Annotated in this window: 12 protein-coding genes; 11 read left to right on the plus strand and 1 reads right to left on the minus strand. The window is 32.4% G+C overall.

All coding sequences use genetic code 11. From position 1 onward, the window contains the following. Positions 1-14 precede the first annotated feature (14 nt). The 10 genes from uvrC to ACFS5M_RS03480 all read left to right on the plus strand — a co-directional run bounded on the left by uvrC (position 15) and on the right by ACFS5M_RS03480 (position 14,967). On the plus strand, positions 15-1,808 hold the full coding sequence (gene uvrC / locus ACFS5M_RS03435) for an excinuclease ABC subunit UvrC (RefSeq protein WP_183485790.1): 1,794 nt from the start codon (positions 15-17) through the stop codon (positions 1,806-1,808). Next, positions 1,805-4,036, plus strand: a complete 2,232-nt coding sequence (locus tag ACFS5M_RS03440) for a patatin-like phospholipase family protein (RefSeq protein ID WP_183485793.1) — start codon at positions 1,805-1,807, stop codon at positions 4,034-4,036. Before uvrC ends, ACFS5M_RS03440 begins: the two co-directional genes overlap by 4 nt. A 426-nt stretch (positions 4,037-4,462) precedes the next feature. Continuing rightward, complete coding sequence (locus tag ACFS5M_RS03445) at positions 4,463-5,620, plus strand: homogentisate 1,2-dioxygenase (protein ID WP_183485796.1); 1,158 nt, start codon at positions 4,463-4,465, stop codon at positions 5,618-5,620. 13 nt (positions 5,621-5,633) lie between these two features. After that, on the plus strand, positions 5,634-6,794 hold the full coding sequence (gene hppD, locus ACFS5M_RS03450; RefSeq protein WP_183485799.1) for a 4-hydroxyphenylpyruvate dioxygenase: 1,161 nt from the start codon (positions 5,634-5,636) through the stop codon (positions 6,792-6,794). 14 nt (positions 6,795-6,808) lie between these two features. Further along, on the plus strand, positions 6,809-7,747 hold the full coding sequence (locus ACFS5M_RS03455) for a tryptophan 2,3-dioxygenase family protein (protein WP_183485803.1): 939 nt from the start codon (positions 6,809-6,811) through the stop codon (positions 7,745-7,747). A gap of 94 nt (positions 7,748-7,841) precedes the next feature. Beyond that, positions 7,842-8,621: a DUF3108 domain-containing protein gene (locus tag ACFS5M_RS03460; RefSeq protein WP_183487227.1), complete on the plus strand. Its 780-nt coding sequence runs from the start codon at positions 7,842-7,844 to the stop codon at positions 8,619-8,621. A gap of 159 nt (positions 8,622-8,780) precedes the next feature. Further along, entirely contained in the window at positions 8,781-10,085 is a 1,305-nt protein-coding gene (locus ACFS5M_RS03465; protein WP_379897877.1) for a peptidoglycan DD-metalloendopeptidase family protein, read from the plus strand. Between the two features lie 3 nt (positions 10,086-10,088). After that, complete coding sequence (pgi, locus tag ACFS5M_RS03470; protein WP_183485805.1) at positions 10,089-11,708, plus strand: glucose-6-phosphate isomerase; 1,620 nt, start codon at positions 10,089-10,091, stop codon at positions 11,706-11,708. Positions 11,709-11,874: 166 nt separating this feature from the next. Further along, positions 11,875-14,424 (plus strand): TonB-dependent receptor, encoded by a 2,550-nt coding sequence (locus ACFS5M_RS03475; RefSeq protein WP_183485807.1) that lies wholly within the window; start codon positions 11,875-11,877, stop codon positions 14,422-14,424. A 102-nt stretch (positions 14,425-14,526) separates the two neighbouring features. Further along, positions 14,527-14,967 carry a hypothetical protein gene (locus tag ACFS5M_RS03480; protein ID WP_183485810.1) on the plus strand — a complete coding sequence of 147 codons (441 nt, stop codon included), beginning with the start codon at positions 14,527-14,529 and terminating at the stop codon, positions 14,965-14,967. A gap of 65 nt (positions 14,968-15,032) precedes the next feature. On the opposite strand, the gene ACFS5M_RS03485 is transcribed toward ACFS5M_RS03480, so the two are convergent. Next, a complete protein-coding gene (locus tag ACFS5M_RS03485; RefSeq protein WP_183485813.1) occupies positions 15,033-16,091 on the minus strand; it encodes an endonuclease/exonuclease/phosphatase family protein in 1,059 nt (352 codons plus the stop codon). A 138-nt stretch (positions 16,092-16,229) separates the two neighbouring features. Here ACFS5M_RS03485 and ACFS5M_RS03490 point away from each other — a divergent pair, with 138 nt between their 5' ends. After that, positions 16,230-19,046: a carboxypeptidase regulatory-like domain-containing protein gene (locus ACFS5M_RS03490; protein ID WP_183485816.1), complete on the plus strand. Its 2,817-nt coding sequence runs from the start codon at positions 16,230-16,232 to the stop codon at positions 19,044-19,046. The last annotated feature ends 32 nt before the right edge of the window (positions 19,047-19,078 follow it).

The following is a 19,078-nucleotide window of genomic DNA, read 5'->3' on the forward strand; positions in this document are numbered from 1 at the left end:
TTACCTTTGATAGGATGATTAACCCTTCTCTAGATATTCAAATTAAAACACTTCCAAATGCTCCAGGAGTGTATCAGTATTTTGATGAAGACGACACTATAATTTACGTAGGAAAAGCTAAAAATCTAAAAAAACGGGTTGCATCATATTTTACAAAAACTCACGATAATGGCAAAACAAGAGTGCTTGTAAAAAAAATAGCAAGGATGAAGCATATTGTGGTTGAGACCGAAACCGATGCGCTGTTATTAGAGAATAATCTCATCAAAAAACATAAACCACGCTATAATGTACTATTAAAAGACGATAAATCTTATCCTTGGATTTGTATAAAAAAAGAACGTTTTCCAAGAGTGTTTTCTACACGACGTGTTTTTAAAGATGGAAGTGAGTATTTCGGACCTTATACAAGTATGAAAACCGTTTCTACACTTTTAGATTTAATAAAAGGACTCTACCAATTGCGAACTTGTAATTATGATCTCTCTCAAGAAAAAATTGAAGCTGGAAAATATAAAGTCTGTTTAGAATATCATTTAGGAAATTGTAAAGGTGCTTGTGAAGGTCATGAAACGGCTGAGGCTTACAACGAAAATATTATTGCCATACGTGAAATTTTAAAAGGAAATTTTAAAGATTCGTTGTCGCAGTTTAAACTTCAAATGAAACAATTTTCTAAAGAGATGCAATTTGAAGAAGCTCAAAAAATAAAAGAAAAAATTGAAGTTCTTGAAAATTATCAAGCTAAATCAACGATTGTCAACCCTAAGATAAGCAACGTCGATGTGTTTAGTATTGTTAGCGATAAAAGCTATGGCTATGTTAATTTTTTACAATTATCTTATGGCTCTATTATTCGCTCACATACTCTAGAAATAAAGAAAAAATTAGACGAGACCGACGAGGCATTATTGCAATTAGCCATTACAGAAATTAGACAACGTTTTAACTCTAATTCTAAAGAAATTTATGTACCATTTAAAGTGAATTTAGGCGAAGACCTTAAAGTAACAATACCTCAATTAGGAGACAAGAAACACATATTAGATTTATCTGTGCGAAATGCAAAGTATTATAGAATGGAGCGTTTTAAGCAAATTAAAATCACAGATCCTGACCGACATGTAAAACGTATTATGGCACAAATGAAAGCCGATTTACGTTTAAAAGAAGAGCCAGTTCATATTGAATGTTTTGATAATTCTAATATTCAAGGCACTCATCCTGTTGCTGCTTGTGTGGTCTTTAAAAATGGAAAACCGAGTAAAAAGGATTATAGGCATTTTAATATTAAAACCGTTGAAGGTCCAGACGATTTTGCGTCTATGGAAGAAGTTGTTTTTAGGCGTTATAAACGTTTGCTAGACGAAAAGCAACCACTTCCACAATTAATAATTATTGATGGTGGAAAAGGACAACTGTCATCAGCTTTAAAAAGCCTTGATGCGCTAAATTTAAGAGGAAAAATTGCAATCATCGGAATTGCGAAGCGTTTGGAAGAATTATTTTATCCAAATGATCCAATTCCATTATATTTAGACAAAAAAAGCGAAACCCTTAAAATAATTCAGCAATTAAGAAATGAAGCGCATCGTTTTGGAATTGAACATCACAGGAATAAACGAAGTAAATCTGCTTTAAATACAGAGCTTGAAACGATTCCAGGAATTGGCGACAAAACGATTGTTGAACTATTAAAACATTTTAAATCTGTTAAGCGAGTTGCTCATGCTAAATTAGATGAATTAGAAGCCATCGTAGGCGTTTCAAAAGCTGAAAAAATATATAATTATTATCATAATACATGAATAAAGCCCTAATCATAATATTCCTTTTTATCTGTCAGTTTGGCTTTTCACAAACCGCAACTCAAGACGACCTAAAAGTAGGTTTGGTTTTAAGTGGTGGTGGAGCAAAAGGACTAGCGCATATAGGAACCCTTAAAGTTATTGATAGTCTAGGCATTCGAGTAGATTATATTGCTGGGACTAGCATGGGAGCCATCATTGGATCACTATATGCCTCAGGTTATTCAGGGAAAGAAATAGATTCTATTTTTCAAAATGTAGATTTTGATGCTATTATTAATGACAAATTACCTCGAAAAGCAAAGACATTTTATGAAAGAGATAACTCTGAAAAATATGCCGTAACACTTCCTGTTAAAAAATTTAAAGTCAAATTACCTTCAGCGTTATCTAGAGGCCAAAACACATTAAGTTTATTGACTAAATTAACTTTACATGTGAGCGACATTAAAGATTTTAGCAAACTGCCTATTCCATTTTTCTGTATCGCAACAAATATTGAAACAGGAGAACCAGTGGTATTAGACAAAGGAAGCTTGCCTCAAGCCATTGCTGCTAGTAGTGCATTCCCTTCATTATTTCAACCTGTAATAATTAACGATCAAATGTTAATCGATGGTGGTGTTGTTAATAATTATCCTATAGATGAGTTAAAAGCTAAAGGCGCAGATGTTATTATTGGAGTCGATGTACAAGATGATTTATCTACGGTAGAAAATTTACAGACTGCTCCCGCAATTATTCTTCAAATCAATAATTATAGAACAATTAATGATATGAAGTTAAAATCGCTAAAAACCGATGTTTACATTAAGCCAGATATTACAAATTTTAATGTTGTCTCTTTTAGTGATGGCAGAGAAATTGTAGATAATGGGACTCTTGAAACAAAGAAGCATATTGAGCAACTAAGCGCAATCGCATCTAAACAAATAAAAAAAGAAAAGAAAACCTTAAAGATTAAGCCTATAGATAGTATTAGAATTCATAATATAAATATTGATGGCAACAATAAATATACAAGAGCTTATGTTCTTGGAAAGTTAAAATTTAAATCTGAACGAAAGATAAGCTATACCTCGTTTCAAGAAGGTGTAAATAACCTAGCAGCGACTAATAATTTTGAAAGCGTTATCTATCAATTACAGCCTTCTGAAATAAATGGCACTTATAACATGAATTTAACCTTAAAAGAAAGTCAGCAAAACACGTATTTAAGATTAGCATTGCACTATGATGATTTATATAAAAGTGGCGTTTTAATTAATGTTACTCAAAAAAAACTACTATTTAATAGTGATGTTACTTCTTTAGATTTTGTTTTAGGCGATAATATTAGATACAATTTAGATTATTATATAGACAAAGGCTTTTATTGGAGCATTGGCTTACATTCACGATACAATCAATTTGGTAAAGATGTGCCTGCAGCAGCCATTTTAACACCAGAACAGCTCATGAGTATTAATGTCAATAAACTAGATATTAACCTTGGAGACTTTACCAATCAGTTTTATTTACAAACCCTTTTCACCAAAGATGTGTCATTAACACTTGGCGCAGAACATAAACACTTAAAAATAAACACTGAAACCATTTTAACAGATGCTAATCAAGAAGAAACAACCTTTGAAAACAGTAGCTTTTTAAGTGTTTACGGACAAATAAAATTAGACACTTACGACAATAAACACTTCCCTAGAGAAGGGTTTTATTTTAATGGCGATTTTCATTTGTACTTATATTCTTCAGATTTTAACAATAACTTTTCTGAATTCTCCATCGCCAAAGCAACTTTAGGCTATACGACAAAACTTAGCGAAAATTTTACGGCTAACATCACCGCAGAAGGTGGATTCAAAATAGGCGAAGACTCCAACCGTTCTTTAAATTTCACACTTGGTGGTTATGGCAACGACTTTATAAACAATTTCAAATCCTTTTATGGCTATGATTTTATTGCGCTTTCAGGAAATAGTTTCGTCAAAGGTTTGGTCGAATTGGATTACGAAATTTTTAAAAAAAACCACATTAATTTAGCCGCTAATTACGCCAATATAGATGATGATATTTTTGATTCAGGCGAATGGTTTACCTCTCCAAATTATTCAGGTTATGCTTTGGGCTATTCTATGGATACGTTTTTCGGACCCTTAGAAGCAAAATACACCTGGTCACCAGAAACCAATCAAGACCTTTGGTTTTTTAGTATAGGTTTTTGGTTTTAGACTTGTAATTAGGGCGTTACCAAGACTTTGTTTAAAGTCTTGGTCAGGCTTTCAGCAGTCGCTTTTTTGACCAAAAAGAGCTCCAACAAATGCTTCAATCCTTAACGCAAAAATCTCAAAAATTTTCACGATATTTGTTACAGATGAAATGAGTTGTAACAACTAAGTCCATGCTATCAATAAGCACATTAACGAATGACATCTAACCTGTTTTAATAAATGAAAGCGTCCAAATGAAACCATTTTGGGAAGACATATTAATCGTATTAAATTTTCTTATTAAAAGAAACCCCGAATAAGCGGCATATTTGTCTTTCCTGCTTAGGCAGGAATCTTTATTAATTTTAGTACTTTAGTATCAATATTAACCTTATGCTTTTTGTACATTTTTAAGTACAAACCTTTGCATAATTAATAACTCAAAAAATGCCATTTTATCATAAACTAGGAAAAATTCCACCTAAAAGACACACGCAATTTAGAAAACCAGATGGTAGTTTATATGCAGAACAACTATTTGGCACCATAGGTTTCGATGGAATGTCCACTAATTCTTACCATGAGCACAGACCAACTCAAGTTAAAGAAATTAGAAAACAATATAACGTCGCGCCAAAAATTGCCAAAGCAAATCATATCCAATCGTATCGTTTTAGAGGCTTTCAAGTGCAACCTGAAAACGATTATTTAGAAAGTCGCAAAGCGGTACTTACCAATAGCGATTGTACCATTATTTTAGCAGCTCCCAAACAATCGACACAAGCGTATTTTTATAAAAACACAGATGCAGACGAGCTAATCTTTATCCATAAAGGCACAGGAAAACTAAGAACCATGCTTGGTAACCTTGATTTTAAATATGGAGATTATTTATTAATTCCTAGAGGGATTATTTATAAAATAGATTTTAACACTGAAGACAACAGACTGTTTATTGTCGAATCAAGACGACCAATTTATACACCAAAACGATATAGAAATTGGTTCGGTCAACTTTTAGAACATGCTCCTTTTTGCGAACGCGATTTACGCCAACCGCAAGAATTAGAAACCCATAACGAGAAAGGTGATTTTATTATAAAAGTAAAAAAGCAAGATGATATATTCGAAATGGTTTATGCTACACATCCATTTGATGTTGTAGGTTATGATGGTTATAATTATCCTTATGCCTTTTCAATTCATGATTTTGAACCAATTACAGGACGTATCCATCAACCACCTCCTGTACATCAAACTTTTGAAACAGATGCTTTTGTAGTCTGTAGTTTTGTGCCAAGACTCTATGACTACCATCCAGACTCTATACCAGCACCTTATAACCACAGTAACATAGATAGTGATGAGGTGTTGTATTATGTCGACGGCGATTTTATGAGTCGTAACGATATAGATGCAGGACACATTAGTTTGCATCCAGCAGGTATACCTCATGGGCCGCATCCTGGAGCAACAGAGCGTAGTATTGGACAAACAAAAACAGATGAACTTGCCGTTATGGTTGATACCTTTAAACCTTTAATGGTTACAGAAGAAGCAATGAAAATAGCAGACGAAGAGTATATTAAATCTTGGTTAGAATAAAAAATTTAAAACAATGAGTAAAGAAATTAAATCAGTAAACTACGGTTTAGAAAAAATATTTGAAGGCGCACAAGATTTCCTTCCCCTTTTAGGAACAGATTATGTAGAGTTTTATGTTGGTAATGCAAAACAAGCTGCACACTTTTATAAAACTGCATTTGGTTTTCAATCACATGCATATAAAGGCTTAGAAACAGGCTCTACCGATTCTGTAAGTTATGTATTAACTCAAGATAAAATTAAGTTAATGCTAACAACACCTTTAAATAGCAAATCACCAATAAATGACCATATTGTAAAACATGGTGATGGTGTAAAAATAGTTGCACTTTGGGTAGAAGACGCAAGGCAAGCCTATAAAGAGACTACTTCAAGAGGCGCAAAATCCTACATGGAACCTACTGTAGAAACAGACGAACATGGCGAAGTTGTAAGAGCAGGAATTTACACTTATGGAGAAACTATTCACATGTTTGTAGAACGTAAAAATTACAATGGTGCATTTCTACCTGGATTTCAAAAATGGGAATCAGATTACAATCCTCCAGCAGCAGGTTTAAAATATATTGACCATATGGTTGGTAATGTTGGCTGGAACCAAATGAACGTTTGGGTAAAATGGTATGAAGATGTTATGGGATTTGAAAACTTTTTATCCTTTGACGATAAACAAATCCATACAGAATATTCTGCTTTAATGAGTAAAGTAATGTCTAATGGAAACGGAAGAATTAAATTTCCTATTAATGAACCAGCTAAAGGAAAAAAACGTTCTCAAATTGAAGAGTACTTAGATTTTTATGAAGGCGCAGGCGTACAGCATATTGCAGTAGCAACAGATGATATTATTAAAACCGTTTCGCAATTAAGATCTAACGGCGTTGAATTTTTATCGACTCCTCCAGAAGAATATTATAAAGCGGTTCCAGGAAGATTAGAGGAGTTTAGCCACGAATTAAGAGAAGATATAGAGAAACTAAAAGGCTTGGGTATTATGATTGATGCCGATGAAGAAGGGTATTTGCTACAAATCTTTACAAAACCAGTAGAAGATAGACCTACACTATTTTTCGAAATTATTCAGCGTATGGGAGCAAGAGGATTTGGAGCAGGAAACTTTAAAGCTCTTTTTGAATCTATTGAAAGAGAACAAGCATTAAGAGGGACTTTGTAAAAAGCTTGAATAAAATGGAAAGAGACGAACTACTTCAGGAAATAGAAGACAAATACAAAAAACTAGGCGTACCACTTAACACCATGTTAGAAGGGTTGTTGTGGAGTACACCAACAACATATTGGGATTATATTCAAACAGATGCATTATTAGGGCTTCAAATTCCTAGAACTACTGAAAAAGATGAAATGGTATTTATCATGTATCATCAGGTAAATGAATTGTTGTTTAAAATGATTTTATGGGAAATCGACCAAGTTGCTACATCTGATACTATATCACCAGAAAAATTTGAAAAACATTTATTGCGTGTTAGTAGATATTTTGATATGCTATCGAGTTCGTTTACAGTAATGATGAACGGCATGGATGTGGACCAATATCTAAAATTTAGAAATACTTTAGCGCCTGCAAGCGGGTTTCAAAGTGCGCAATACAGAAAAATTGAATTCGCATCAACAGAACTCATTAATTTAATTGATGCTAGATTTAGAAAAACAATAGACAGAAATACACCTTTCAAAAACGCCTTCGATCATTTGTATTGGCAAGCCGCAGGTAAAAATTATGAAACGGGAGAAAAATCAATTCTTCTTAAATTGTTTGAGAAGAAATATATGGGCGATTTTATCGATTTCATGGAAGATTATAATGAAATAAATTTGTCTAAAAGGTTTAAACAACTTCCTAAAGAATCTAAAGAAAATAAAGCACTAATAAATGCTATGCGCCACTATGACCATACTGTAAATGTAAAGTGGGTTATGGCACATTATAATGCTGCAAATAAATATCTAGGCGATGGAGACATTGAAGCTACAGGCGGAAGTAATTGGCAAAAGTATATGCACCCTAGATATCAAAAGAGAATATTTTTTCCAGAATTATGGAGCGAAACCGAAATTGAAAATTGGGGAATAACTAATCTTGATGGTTACGAAATAGTATCTTAAATGGGTTTTATTTTTTTTGGAATAGTAATTGTAATCTAACATATTGAACAATTTAATGTCCGTTTTTCGGTTACATTTACAAGAATTTATTATGATGAAAAAAATAATTATTACCATATTAACTTTAGTTAGTATTAATACAATGGTTGCTCAAGAAGAAAGTGCTTTTCAAGTAGGAGAATGGTTTCGTTTTAAAATGAGCTATAGTGGATGGATGAAAGCTGGAAACGCAACTTTAATAGTTAAGGATGCTGAAATAGACGGTAAACCTGTTTATCATGTTGTCGGTAAAGGATGGACAACAGGTGCTATTAAATGGGTTTTTAAAGTTCAAGACAGATACGAAAGCTATTTTGACAAAACCAAATTAGTACCCTATAAATTTATTAGAGATATTGATGAAGGCGGACACACCAAAGACATTGAAATTAAATTCGATCAAGACAATAATAAAGCACATATTCACAATAAAAAATACAATAAAAAATCTGTTGTAGATACTAAACCTAATGTTCAAGATATGGTATCTACGTTTTATTATTTGAGAAATAATATTAATGTATCTACCTTAAAACCTGGAGATGAAATAACATCTGACATGTTTTTTGATGGAGAAAATTATGGATTTAAACTTAAATATTTAGGCCAAGAGATTATTGATACAGAATTTGGCAACATAAACGCTCTAAAATTTAGACCTTATGTTATGGCTGGACGTGTTTTTAAAGAAGAAGAAAGTTTAACACTTTGGGTTTCTAATGATAAAAATAGAATGCCATTGCGTATTAAAGCAGACTTGGCTATTGGTTCGTTAAGAGCAGATTTAGACGCTTTTAAAGGATTAAAACACCAATTTAAAATTATACCGAAATAAGAGTTGTTATACAGAACCAAATAAAAAGCATGCGATTCGCGTGCTTTTTTTATATTGCTAATAAAGCATGTTAAAAAACTATATTATTAACAGTTTTTGAAGAAAATAACAAAGATGAATTTAGTAGCTTTGCAATAATCAAAAAAACAATACAATTTAATGATTAATAATAGAGCCTTAAAAAGCGTTTCATTTATTGCAATATGTATGTTTTGCTTTGGATGTAAAGAAGACCCTAAAAATGATATCATTGAAGAAGAAGTAGCAGTTGTAGAACCTCAAGATGTTTATGAGTTTGGCTTCAATTTAAATGAATATTTAGTAAAAAGAGATACGATTCAAAAAGGAGATAGTTTTGGAGAAATCTTAGAACGAAATAATATAGGCTATCCTCATATCTTTCAAATTGCAGAAAAAGCTAAAGACACTTTTGATATTAGAAAACTTCAAGTAGGTAAACCTTATACCTTACTTTGCTCCAAAGACGATTCATTACAAAAACCAAAATGCTTTATTTACCAACCTAACAAAGAAGAGTACGTCGTTATTAATTTCCAGGATTCAATTCACGCCTATACAAGCACCAAGCCAATAAAATATGTTGAGAAAACTGCCACAGGAGTTATTGAAAATAATATTTCCCAAACATTACAAGAAAAAGGGTTAAGTCAAAAACTATCTTATAAGATGGCAGATGATATTTATGCATGGACTATAGATTTTAGAAGACTTCAAAAAGGAGATCGCTTTAAAGTTATATATACAGATAAATATATAGACGACACTATTTATGCAGGTGTAGATGAAATAAAAGCGGCTTATTTTGAGCATAATAGCGATACATTATATGCTTTTCAATTTGAAACAGATTCTATAAAAGGAATTACAGATTATTTTAACGAAGATGCTAAAAATTTACGTCGTGCTTTTTTAAAAGCTCCTGTTCAGTTTAGTAGAATTTCTTCACGTTATAATTTGAAACGAAGAATTGCACATTATGGCTATCGAGTAAAAGCTCATAGAGGTACTGATTTTGCTGCGCCAAATGGCACGCCAATTATGGCAACAGCTAATGGTACAGTTACAAAATCTAGTTATACTAGAGGTAATGGGAAGTATGTTAAAATTAGACACAATGCAACTTACGAGACACAATATTTACACATGTCCAGGCGTAAAGCTAAGGTTGGTCAATTTGTAAAACAAGGAGAAATTATTGGTTATGTTGGTAGTACAGGAAGCTCTTCAGGAAACCATGTGTGCTATCGCTTTTGGAAAAATGGCAAAGAAGTCGATCCTTTTAAACAAAAACTCCCAGAAGCAGAACCTATTTCAGATAGCCTAAAAATAGAATATTTAGAGTTTATTAAACCTTTAAAAATGCAGCTTGATAATATTCAATTTGATGCTGAAAATCTAGAAGAGATATTAGATGATAATTTAATTACTCAAACTAATAATTAGCCTATGGCTATACCAAAAATAAATCCGACAACAACAACAGCTTGGAAAAATCTTGAATCGCATTTTAAAACTATTCAAGATGTTCACATGAAAACATGGTTTGCTCAAGATCAGAAAAGAGCAGACAAATTCACAATATCTTGGGAAGATTTTTATGTTGATTTTTCTAAAAATAGAATCACTCAAGAGACCTTTAAATACCTTTTACAATTAACAGATGAAGTACGGTTAAAAGAAGCTATGCAAGCTTATTTTAATGGAGAAACTATTAATGAAACTGAAAAAAGAGCTGTACTACATACTGCTTTAAGAGCTTCAAAAGGCGCACATATTGAAGTTGATGGAGAAAATATAATGCCAGAGGTTTTTTCAGTAAAAGAAAAGATAAAACATTTTTCTCACGATATCATTTCAGGAGCTAAAAAAGGGTACACTAATAAGGCTTTTACAGATGTTGTAAACATTGGAATTGGTGGCTCCGACCTTGGACCTGCAATGGTTGTTGATTCACTACAGTTCTACAAAAATCATTTAACCACGCACTTTGTAAGCAATATTGATGGAGATCATGTTAATGAAGTAATTAAAAAGTTAAATCCAGAAACCACACTGTTTGTTATTGTTTCTAAAACATTTACCACACAAGAAACCTTATCTAATGCAACAACTATTAAAGAGTGGTTTCTACAGTCTGCAACACAAGAAGATATTTCTAAACACTTTATAGCTGTTTCAACTAATATTGAAAAAGTGAAAGATTTTGGTGTCGATGAAACCAATATATTTCCAATGTGGAATTGGGTTGGTGGACGATTTTCTTTGTGGAGTGCAGTAGGGTTAACCATTAGTTTAGCCATAGGAAATTCTAATTTTGAAAACTTACTGCTTGGAGCTCATAAAATGGATGAGCATTTTAAAACCGAAAAGTTTGAAACTAATATTCCAGTTGTTCTTGCGCTAATTAGTGTTTGGTATAATAATTTTTTTAATGCCGAAAGTGAAGCTATTATCCCATATTCTCAATACTTAAATCAATTTGCAACGTATTTGCAACAAGGCGTTATGGAAAGCAATGGTAAAAGTGTTGATAGAAATGGTAATCCGATAGATTATCAAACAGGTGCCATAATTTGGGGAGAACCAGGCTCTAATTCTCAACACGCTTTCTTTCAACTTATACATCAAGGCACAAAACTTATTCCTGCAGATTTTATTGGATTTGCTAAATCATTACATGATAATAAAGAGCATCAAGATAAATTAATGTCTAACTTTTTTGCACAAACAGAAGCACTGCTAAATGGGAAAGACAAAAGCCAAGTTCTAGAAGAAGGAACTGAAGAAACACTTACACCTTTTAAAGTTTTTGAAGGGAATAAACCAACAAACACGATCTTTATAAATCAACTCACTCCAGAAAGTTTAGGAAAACTTATTGCTATGTATGAGCATAAAATTTTTGTTCAAGGCATCATTTGGAATATCTATAGTTATGACCAGTTTGGTGTTGAATTAGGCAAACAACTTGCAGGTAAAATTCTTAAAGAATTAAAAAATAACACTTTTACAAATCATGATAATTCTACCTTAAATTTATTAAAACACTATAAAAATTTAACGTAGTCATTGTTGAAAACTCTGTTTGTAGATTTAATCCGTATTAAATTAATAACTGAATAAATGAATTATATTATATGTTGGCAATAAAATGTTAACATTTGATTAATATTCAACACGTATTTATACGTATTTTTGCACAAAATTTTAAAACAAACCTTAATCTAATAAAATGAAAAACATTACACGATTTTTATTTTTAGTAGTAACATTTATTGTTACTACAAATGCAATGGCTCAAAGTACAGTAACAGGAACTGTTATTGATGCCGAAATGAATGCACCATTACCTGCTGCTAACATTATTGAAAAAGGGACTTCTAACGGAGCATCATCAGATTTTGATGGTAATTTTACGTTGACTTCTCAAGCAAATTCTGGTGAAGTAGTGATATCTTATGTAGGATACACTCCAATAACAGTATCATTTAATGGAGATACTAATTTAGGAAGTATCACTTTAACTAGTGATAATTCATTAGATGAAGTCGTAATTATTGGTTCTGGAGTTATTGATTTAGCTGAAGATAGAAAAACACCAATTGCAGTATCTACTATTAAAGCTAAAGATATTCAAGAAAAAGGAGGGAATTCAGATTTACCTGAAGTCTTAAAATCTATGCCTTCTGTACAGAGTGTTCAAGCTGGTGCATTTGGAGATGGTCAAATGTTCTTGAGAGGTTTTGATCAAACTAATACAGCCTTTTTATTAAATGGTCAACCAATTAACGGGATGGAAGACGGTAAAATGTATTGGTCAAACTGGTCTGGAGTTTTAGACGTTGCTAATGCAGTACAGGTTCAACGTGGTTTAGGAGCTTCTAAATTAGCAATTTCTTCTGTTGGAGGTACAGTTAATATTGTAACTAAAACCATTGATAGACGACAAGGTGGTTTTCTTCAACAAATGGTTGCAAATGATAACTATACCAAAACTACAGCATATTATTCTACTGGAGTGAGCGAAAAAGGATGGTCTTTTGCAGCATTGCTAGGTCACTGGCAAGGTGATGGTTATGTAAATTATACAAACGGACAAGGTCAAACATACTTTATCTCTGTTGGATACCAACCTAATGAAAAACATGCGTTAAACTTCTTATTAACTGGTGCTCCACAATGGCATGCAGTAGCTGGAAGCGGTTCAATAGGATCGTTTTTAGAGAATGGAAGAAAATACAATTCATGGAATTTTGATGGTGTAAATAGTTCTAATACAATTAGTGACGGAAAATTTCCAGGTGGAAGAAATATATATCACAAACCTGTAGCTAACTTAAGTTGGGATTGGACCATCAATGAAAAATCTGAACTATCAACGGTAGTTTATGGTTCAATGGGAAGAGGTAGTTTTGCTCAAGCAATAACTTCGGATGGAGATGTAATTTATGCAAGAGGATCTAATAACAATCACGACTGGTTTGGATTAGTAACAAACTATAACAACCAATTAACTGAAAGTTTAAATTTTAATATTGGTGCTGATGCTCGTTTTTATAATGGTTTTCACTTTAGAGATGTAAGAGAATTTATTGTTGTAGATTCTGTTGGCGCATATAGCGAATATAACGGTGGAGATTACAGCTTAACAGAAGCTGGTGGTATAGATCCTTGGTCAGTGTTCTTTAATCCTAATACAGATCACGGACAACGTTTTGGATATGATTATGAAGAGCAAATTAATTATGCTGGAATCTTCGGACAATTAGAATATTCTAAAGATAAATTATCAGCCTTTTTTCAAGGGGCACTCTCTAACCAATCACATGTTAGAACAGAGTTTTTAAACGCTCAAGAAGAAGGTGTTTCTGAAGAATCTGATAAAGTAAATAACCTAGGGTATAATTTGAAAGCTGGTGCAGCTTATGAAATAAGCGATATGCATAAAGTTTTTGTTAATCTAGGATATTACTCACGTCAACCATTTCACGATACCTTATTTCAAGATGATAGAGGATCTAATGTATTATTAGACCCAGAAGTAGAAAATGAAAAAGTAACTGGTTTTGAAATTGGATACCAATTTGGTAGCGAGAAAATTAAAGCAAACTTAAATGCATATCATACAACTTGGGATAACAGAACTTTAATTGATAATAATGGACAAGATGGCGATGATTTTATTAGCTACCAAACTTTAGGTGTAAAGCAAGTACACATGGGAGTTGAGCTTGAAGTTATGACAAACCCTTTTAGAAACTTAGAAGTCAACGGATTTATTTCTTTAGGAGATTGGAAGTTTGATGGTGATGGTGCGATTACTGCTTTTGATGTTAATGGTGCAGATGTGTCTGACACAGAATTAACAACCAATGTTGCTCCTTTAGATGGAGAGAAAGTTGGAGGAGCTGCTCAAGTAACAGCTGGAATTTCTTCTAAATATGAATTCTTACCACGATTTAGTATTGATGCAAACTGGAACTGGTATAATGACTTACACTCGAACATTGGTGCAGGTAGTAATGCGTTATCATTACCAGCTTATGACACTGTTGATTCAGGGTTATCTTATAAAATGTTGTTATGCGATGACCATAGTAAATCTTTACAATTTAGAGTTAATGTTAATAACGTTTTTGATGAAGTGTATTTAGAATCTGTTTTTGGAAACGACCCAGCTTCTGCTATTGATTCTGAAAACTATAAAGGAATTAATAAATCAAATACAGGTAGATTTGGTTATGGTAGAACATGGAATGTAACTCTACGATACAATTTCTAATAAGAATAGTATTATAAATTTCAAAAAAACCTCTTCTTATTTGAAGAGGTTTTTTTATGACTAATAATTAGTACATTTGTGACTAACCAAAGATAAATAGTTATGTATAATGTTGTAAAAAACCTTCATTCGTATTGGGCTTATATTGTGCTCATTGTTTTAGTAATAGCTGTATTAAATAGTATCTTTAAGAGATTGACTAAAAAAGAATATCAAGCAATAGATTTTAGAATATCACTATTTGCACTTATAGTATCTCATATTCAATTGTTAATAGGAATTGTACTGTATTTTGTGTCTCCTAGATTTAGTCTATTTAGTAACTCTGGAATGGGAGAAATTATGAAAAACGCTGTCGATAGATTGTATTTAATTGAACACCCAATCATTAATATTTTAGCAGTTGTTTTAATTACAATGGGTTATTCTAAACACAAAAAGAAATTAACATCTACACCTAAGTTTAGTACCATAGCTGTGTTTTATACAATTGCACTTATATTATTCTTATCAAGAATTCCTTGGAGTGCTTGGATGAGTTAAAACAAAAAAGGCTTCATTAAAAATGAAGCCTTTTTTGTTTTTATAAATAATAGTAACGTTTTATCTTAATCTACAACTTCTTTTATAAGGTAGGCATATACAGGAAAGTGATCACTAAAGCCATCTGTAAATCCACCATCAGCAAAACTACGTTTAGGATATCCTTTATAGCGTCCACGCTTATTTACTAAATAATTCTTGTTAAAGATCCCTGATTTATAAACTCTAAATGAAGAATAATCCTTGTCAAGCAAAGGTTGAGTAAACATAATCTGATCAAATAAACTCCAAGCATCTCTATATGCTGTAGTCCCTAAGCCTTCTTTTTTGAACATGTCAATATACGGATTGTAAAGCCCTTTTAACCCAAGATTCTCTTTCTTGTTTTGAGCTTGTAAAACATCTTTTACACTTGCATTAATAGGGTCATCATTTAAATCACCCATAATAAATACCTTTGCATAAGGATCATCAGATTGTAATGAATCTAATAATTTTTTACTCAGTTTTGCTGCAGCAACACGTTTAGGCCTACTTTTAGCCTCGCCTCCACTTCGTGATGGCCAGTGATTTACAATAATATGAATCATTTCGCCTTCAAGCTTTCCGCTAACTAATAATTGATCTCTAGTGTAAATACGCTTGTTGTTGCTGTCGTCAAAAATTTTCAATTCATGACTGCTAGTAGATATTGGTGTAAAATATGCTTTCTGATATATAAGTGCAACATCTATACTTCTTACGTCTGGTGAATTGTAATGTACAATACCATAATCTTTTTGAATTAACGATGAATCATTAACAACATCTTCAAGTACTTCTCTGTTTTCTACTTCACATACACCCAAAATTACAGGTGAGTTATTTGTAACTTCTCGACCTATTTCAGAAATTACACGAGCCATATTCTTCACTTTCTTTTCATAAACCTCAGCTTGATTTGCTTTCATTTCCATTATAGGACTCCTTTCATCAAATTTGGTGGTATCATTAATGGTATCAAACAAATTTTCAAGATTGTAAAAGCCAACAGTATGGACCTTAAATTTCTTTTTCTCTTGAGCTTCCGCAGAGACATATGCTATAAAACATAGGGCTACGAGCCAGAATTTTAAATTTTTCATGTAATGTTATGTTATGTTTTTGTTACTTTATTACAAAACTCCTGCCAAATGTATATATTTATTATAAATAATGTAAATTTGCATGCTTTAAATAATAATTATTTAACGTAAAATGATTTATTAACTATAAATTTAAGTATGCAAAAAAGATTATTTATTCTTTTCTTCGGAATTTTATCAGGCTTTTCCATGTTTGCTCAGCAAACAATGGTTACAGGAAGTGTAAAACAACCCATTTCCCTAGAGCCTATTCCAGATGTTACTGTTACTATTGAAGAAACTAATCAATCTACTCTAACGAATGAGCTAGGTGTGTTTACGTTTAGCAGTAATTTGCCTTTAGGCGAACAAGTTTTAAGATTAACTAAAGATGGTTACGTTATACAACGTTACCCAATCATAGTTAATGAAGGTGAAACCTTAACCATCGATGATATGGTCATGGAAAAAGATTTATCAGGAAATGATTTATTTACCATACAATTATCTGATGATGAATTAAATGATGACACCAGTGGAGCAGATAATATTTCTGGATTATTATCATCATCACAAGACATTTTTCAACGTACAGCAGCTTTTGAGTTTAGCTCTTCTTTCTTTAGAGTTAGAGGTCTAGATTCTGATAACGGTTCTGTTTTAGTTAACGGAATTGAAATGAATAAGCTTTACAACGGAAGACCACAATGGAGTAATTGGGGAGGACTTAACGATGTGGTGCGTAATCAAGAATTAACTTCTGGATTAACACCTTCAGCATATAACTTTGGTGGCATTCTAGGAACAACTAACATCAACACTAGAGCATCAAGCTATAGAGAAGGTGGTCGTGTTACCTATTCATCATCAAACAGAAGTTATAGAAACCGTTTAATGGCGAGCTATGCTTCAGGATTATTAGAAGGTGGATGGTCTTATGTTATTATGGCAGGAAGACGTTGGGGAGATGAAGGATACCAGGATGCAACGTTATATGATTCAAATTCATTCTTCGCGTCGGTTGAAAAACAATTAAACGATAAACATAGTTTGAACTTTACTTCAATATATGCACCAAACAGAAGAGGTAAATCTTCTCCTAATACTCAAGAAGTTTATGATCTTAAAGACATAAGATATAACGAATATTGGGGAATGCATAATGGTGAAAAACGTAACTCTCGTATTAAAGAAGTAGAGGAGCCAATTTTAATGTTAAATCATTATTGGACAATCTCACCTAGAACGACATTAAACACAAATATTGGATATCAATTTGGAAAACTAGGCAATAGTCGTATAGATTATAACGGTGTTGATCGATTTGTTAGCCCAGAAGGTGTTGAGTCTTTTGAAGGAGGAGGTGCTAACCCAAGCGCAGCGTATTATCAATTTTTACCTAGTTATATGATTAGAAACTTCCCAGATAATCCTGAGTTCGCTTACGGAGCACAACAAGAGTTTCAGAATGATGGTCAAATAGACTGGGATGAGATGTACCGAAGAAATATATCTAATGCAAGTAGAGGATTAAATTCAACGTATGTTTTATATGAAGATAGAGTTGATGACAAACAGTTAACTTTTAACACCATCCTTAACTCAGAAATTAACGAGAACATTATTTTAAATGCCTCATTAAACTATAAAAGGTTAAAGTCTGAAAACTTTGCAGAAGTTATTGATTTACTTGGCGGAACAGGTGTTTTAAATGTTGATGGATTTGATGGCGTACAGTATGATTTAAGAAATCCAAATCAAATTGTAGGTGAAGGCGATAAATTTAAATACAACTATAACTTATTTGCTGATGTAATTTCAGGATATGCAAGTGCATTATTTAAATACAATAAAATTGACTTTTATGTGTCTGGTAATGTATCAAGCACAAAATACCAAAGAGAAGGTCTTTATGAAACAGAAAATTTCCCAGGAGAACGTTCTTATGGAAAAGGTAAAAAATTATCATTTACTGGATTTGGTGCTAAAGCAGGTCTAACCTATAAAATTACAGGTAAGCATTTATTAGATGTAAATGCAGGTTACATTCAAAAAGCACCTACTTTACGTAATACTTATTCTAATTCAAGAGAAAACCACGATGTAGTAGGTGATGCAATTGGAGAAGATATTACTGAAGAAAAAGTAACTGCAATTGATGCAAGTTATATTTTTAGATCACCAATCATTAAAGCTAAACTTACAGGGTTTTATGCTAAATCTGAAGATGCTAACGAAATTTCATTCTTTTTCGCAGATGGAATTGGGCAAACTATAGATCAGAATAATGACTCTGGATTTATTCAAGAAGTTCTACAAGGTGTTGACAAAAGACACATTGGAGCTGAGTTAGGTGTCGAGGCGCAAGTAACTCCAACAATTAAATTAAAAGCTGCAGGTTCTTATGGTCAATATACTTACGATAACAACCCTAACCTTTATATTACATCTAATGATGTGATAGGAGGATTTCAAGATTTTGGAACAACTAATCTAAAAGATTATAAAGTTGCTGGTGGACCTCAAAAAGCTTATTCTGTAGGATTTGAATACCGTGATCCAGACTACTGGTGGTTCGGTGCAACAGCAAACTTCTTTGATGATACTTACGTCGATGTTGGCCCTCTTAATAGAAGCTCAAACTTCTATACTAATCCTGTAGATGGGCAAATCTTTAACGATTATAATGAAGCAGAAGCAAGAGAGTTGTTAAAACAAGAAGAATTTGATAGCTATATGGTTGTTAACCTTATAGGAGGTAAATCTTGGAAAATAGACAATTATTACATAGGTTTCTTTGCTAGTGTAGGAAACTTATTTAATGAAACATATAAAACAGGAGGGTTTGAACAAGGAAGAAATGCTAACTTTAGACAATTAAAAGAAGATAAATCCTTAGACACTCCAGTTTTCGGTTCAAAGTATTGGTATGGTCGTGGTACAAATTACTTCTTAAATGTGTACTTTAGATTTTAGAAAAAGAAAAATTAATTATAACAACATTACAT

Source organism: Lacinutrix iliipiscaria (genome assembly GCF_042686125.1).
In the GTDB taxonomy this organism is placed as follows: domain Bacteria; phylum Bacteroidota; class Bacteroidia; order Flavobacteriales; family Flavobacteriaceae; genus Oceanihabitans; species Oceanihabitans iliipiscarium.

Coding starts and splice junctions, on each gene's coding strand:
- ACFS5M_RS03475 (WP_183485807.1), top strand. CDS start 11,875: ATGAAAAACATTACACGATTTTTATTTTTAGTAGTAACATTTATTGTT.
- pgi (WP_183485805.1), top strand. CDS start 10,089: ATGGCTATACCAAAAATAAATCCGACAACAACAACAGCTTGGAAAAAT.
- ACFS5M_RS03490 (WP_183485816.1), top strand. CDS start 16,230: ATGCAAAAAAGATTATTTATTCTTTTCTTCGGAATTTTATCAGGCTTT.
- ACFS5M_RS03460 (WP_183487227.1), top strand. CDS start 7,842: ATGAAAAAAATAATTATTACCATATTAACTTTAGTTAGTATTAATACA.
- ACFS5M_RS03465 (WP_379897877.1), top strand. CDS start 8,781: ATGATTAATAATAGAGCCTTAAAAAGCGTTTCATTTATTGCAATATGT.
- uvrC (WP_183485790.1), top strand. CDS start 15: ATGATTAACCCTTCTCTAGATATTCAAATTAAAACACTTCCAAATGCT.
- ACFS5M_RS03440 (WP_183485793.1), top strand. CDS start 1,805: ATGAATAAAGCCCTAATCATAATATTCCTTTTTATCTGTCAGTTTGGC.
- ACFS5M_RS03455 (WP_183485803.1), top strand. CDS start 6,809: ATGGAAAGAGACGAACTACTTCAGGAAATAGAAGACAAATACAAAAAA.
- hppD (WP_183485799.1), top strand. CDS start 5,634: ATGAGTAAAGAAATTAAATCAGTAAACTACGGTTTAGAAAAAATATTT.
- ACFS5M_RS03485 (WP_183485813.1), bottom strand. CDS start 16,091: ATGAAAAATTTAAAATTCTGGCTCGTAGCCCTATGTTTTATAGCATAT.
- ACFS5M_RS03445 (WP_183485796.1), top strand. CDS start 4,463: ATGCCATTTTATCATAAACTAGGAAAAATTCCACCTAAAAGACACACG.
- ACFS5M_RS03480 (WP_183485810.1), top strand. CDS start 14,527: ATGTATAATGTTGTAAAAAACCTTCATTCGTATTGGGCTTATATTGTG.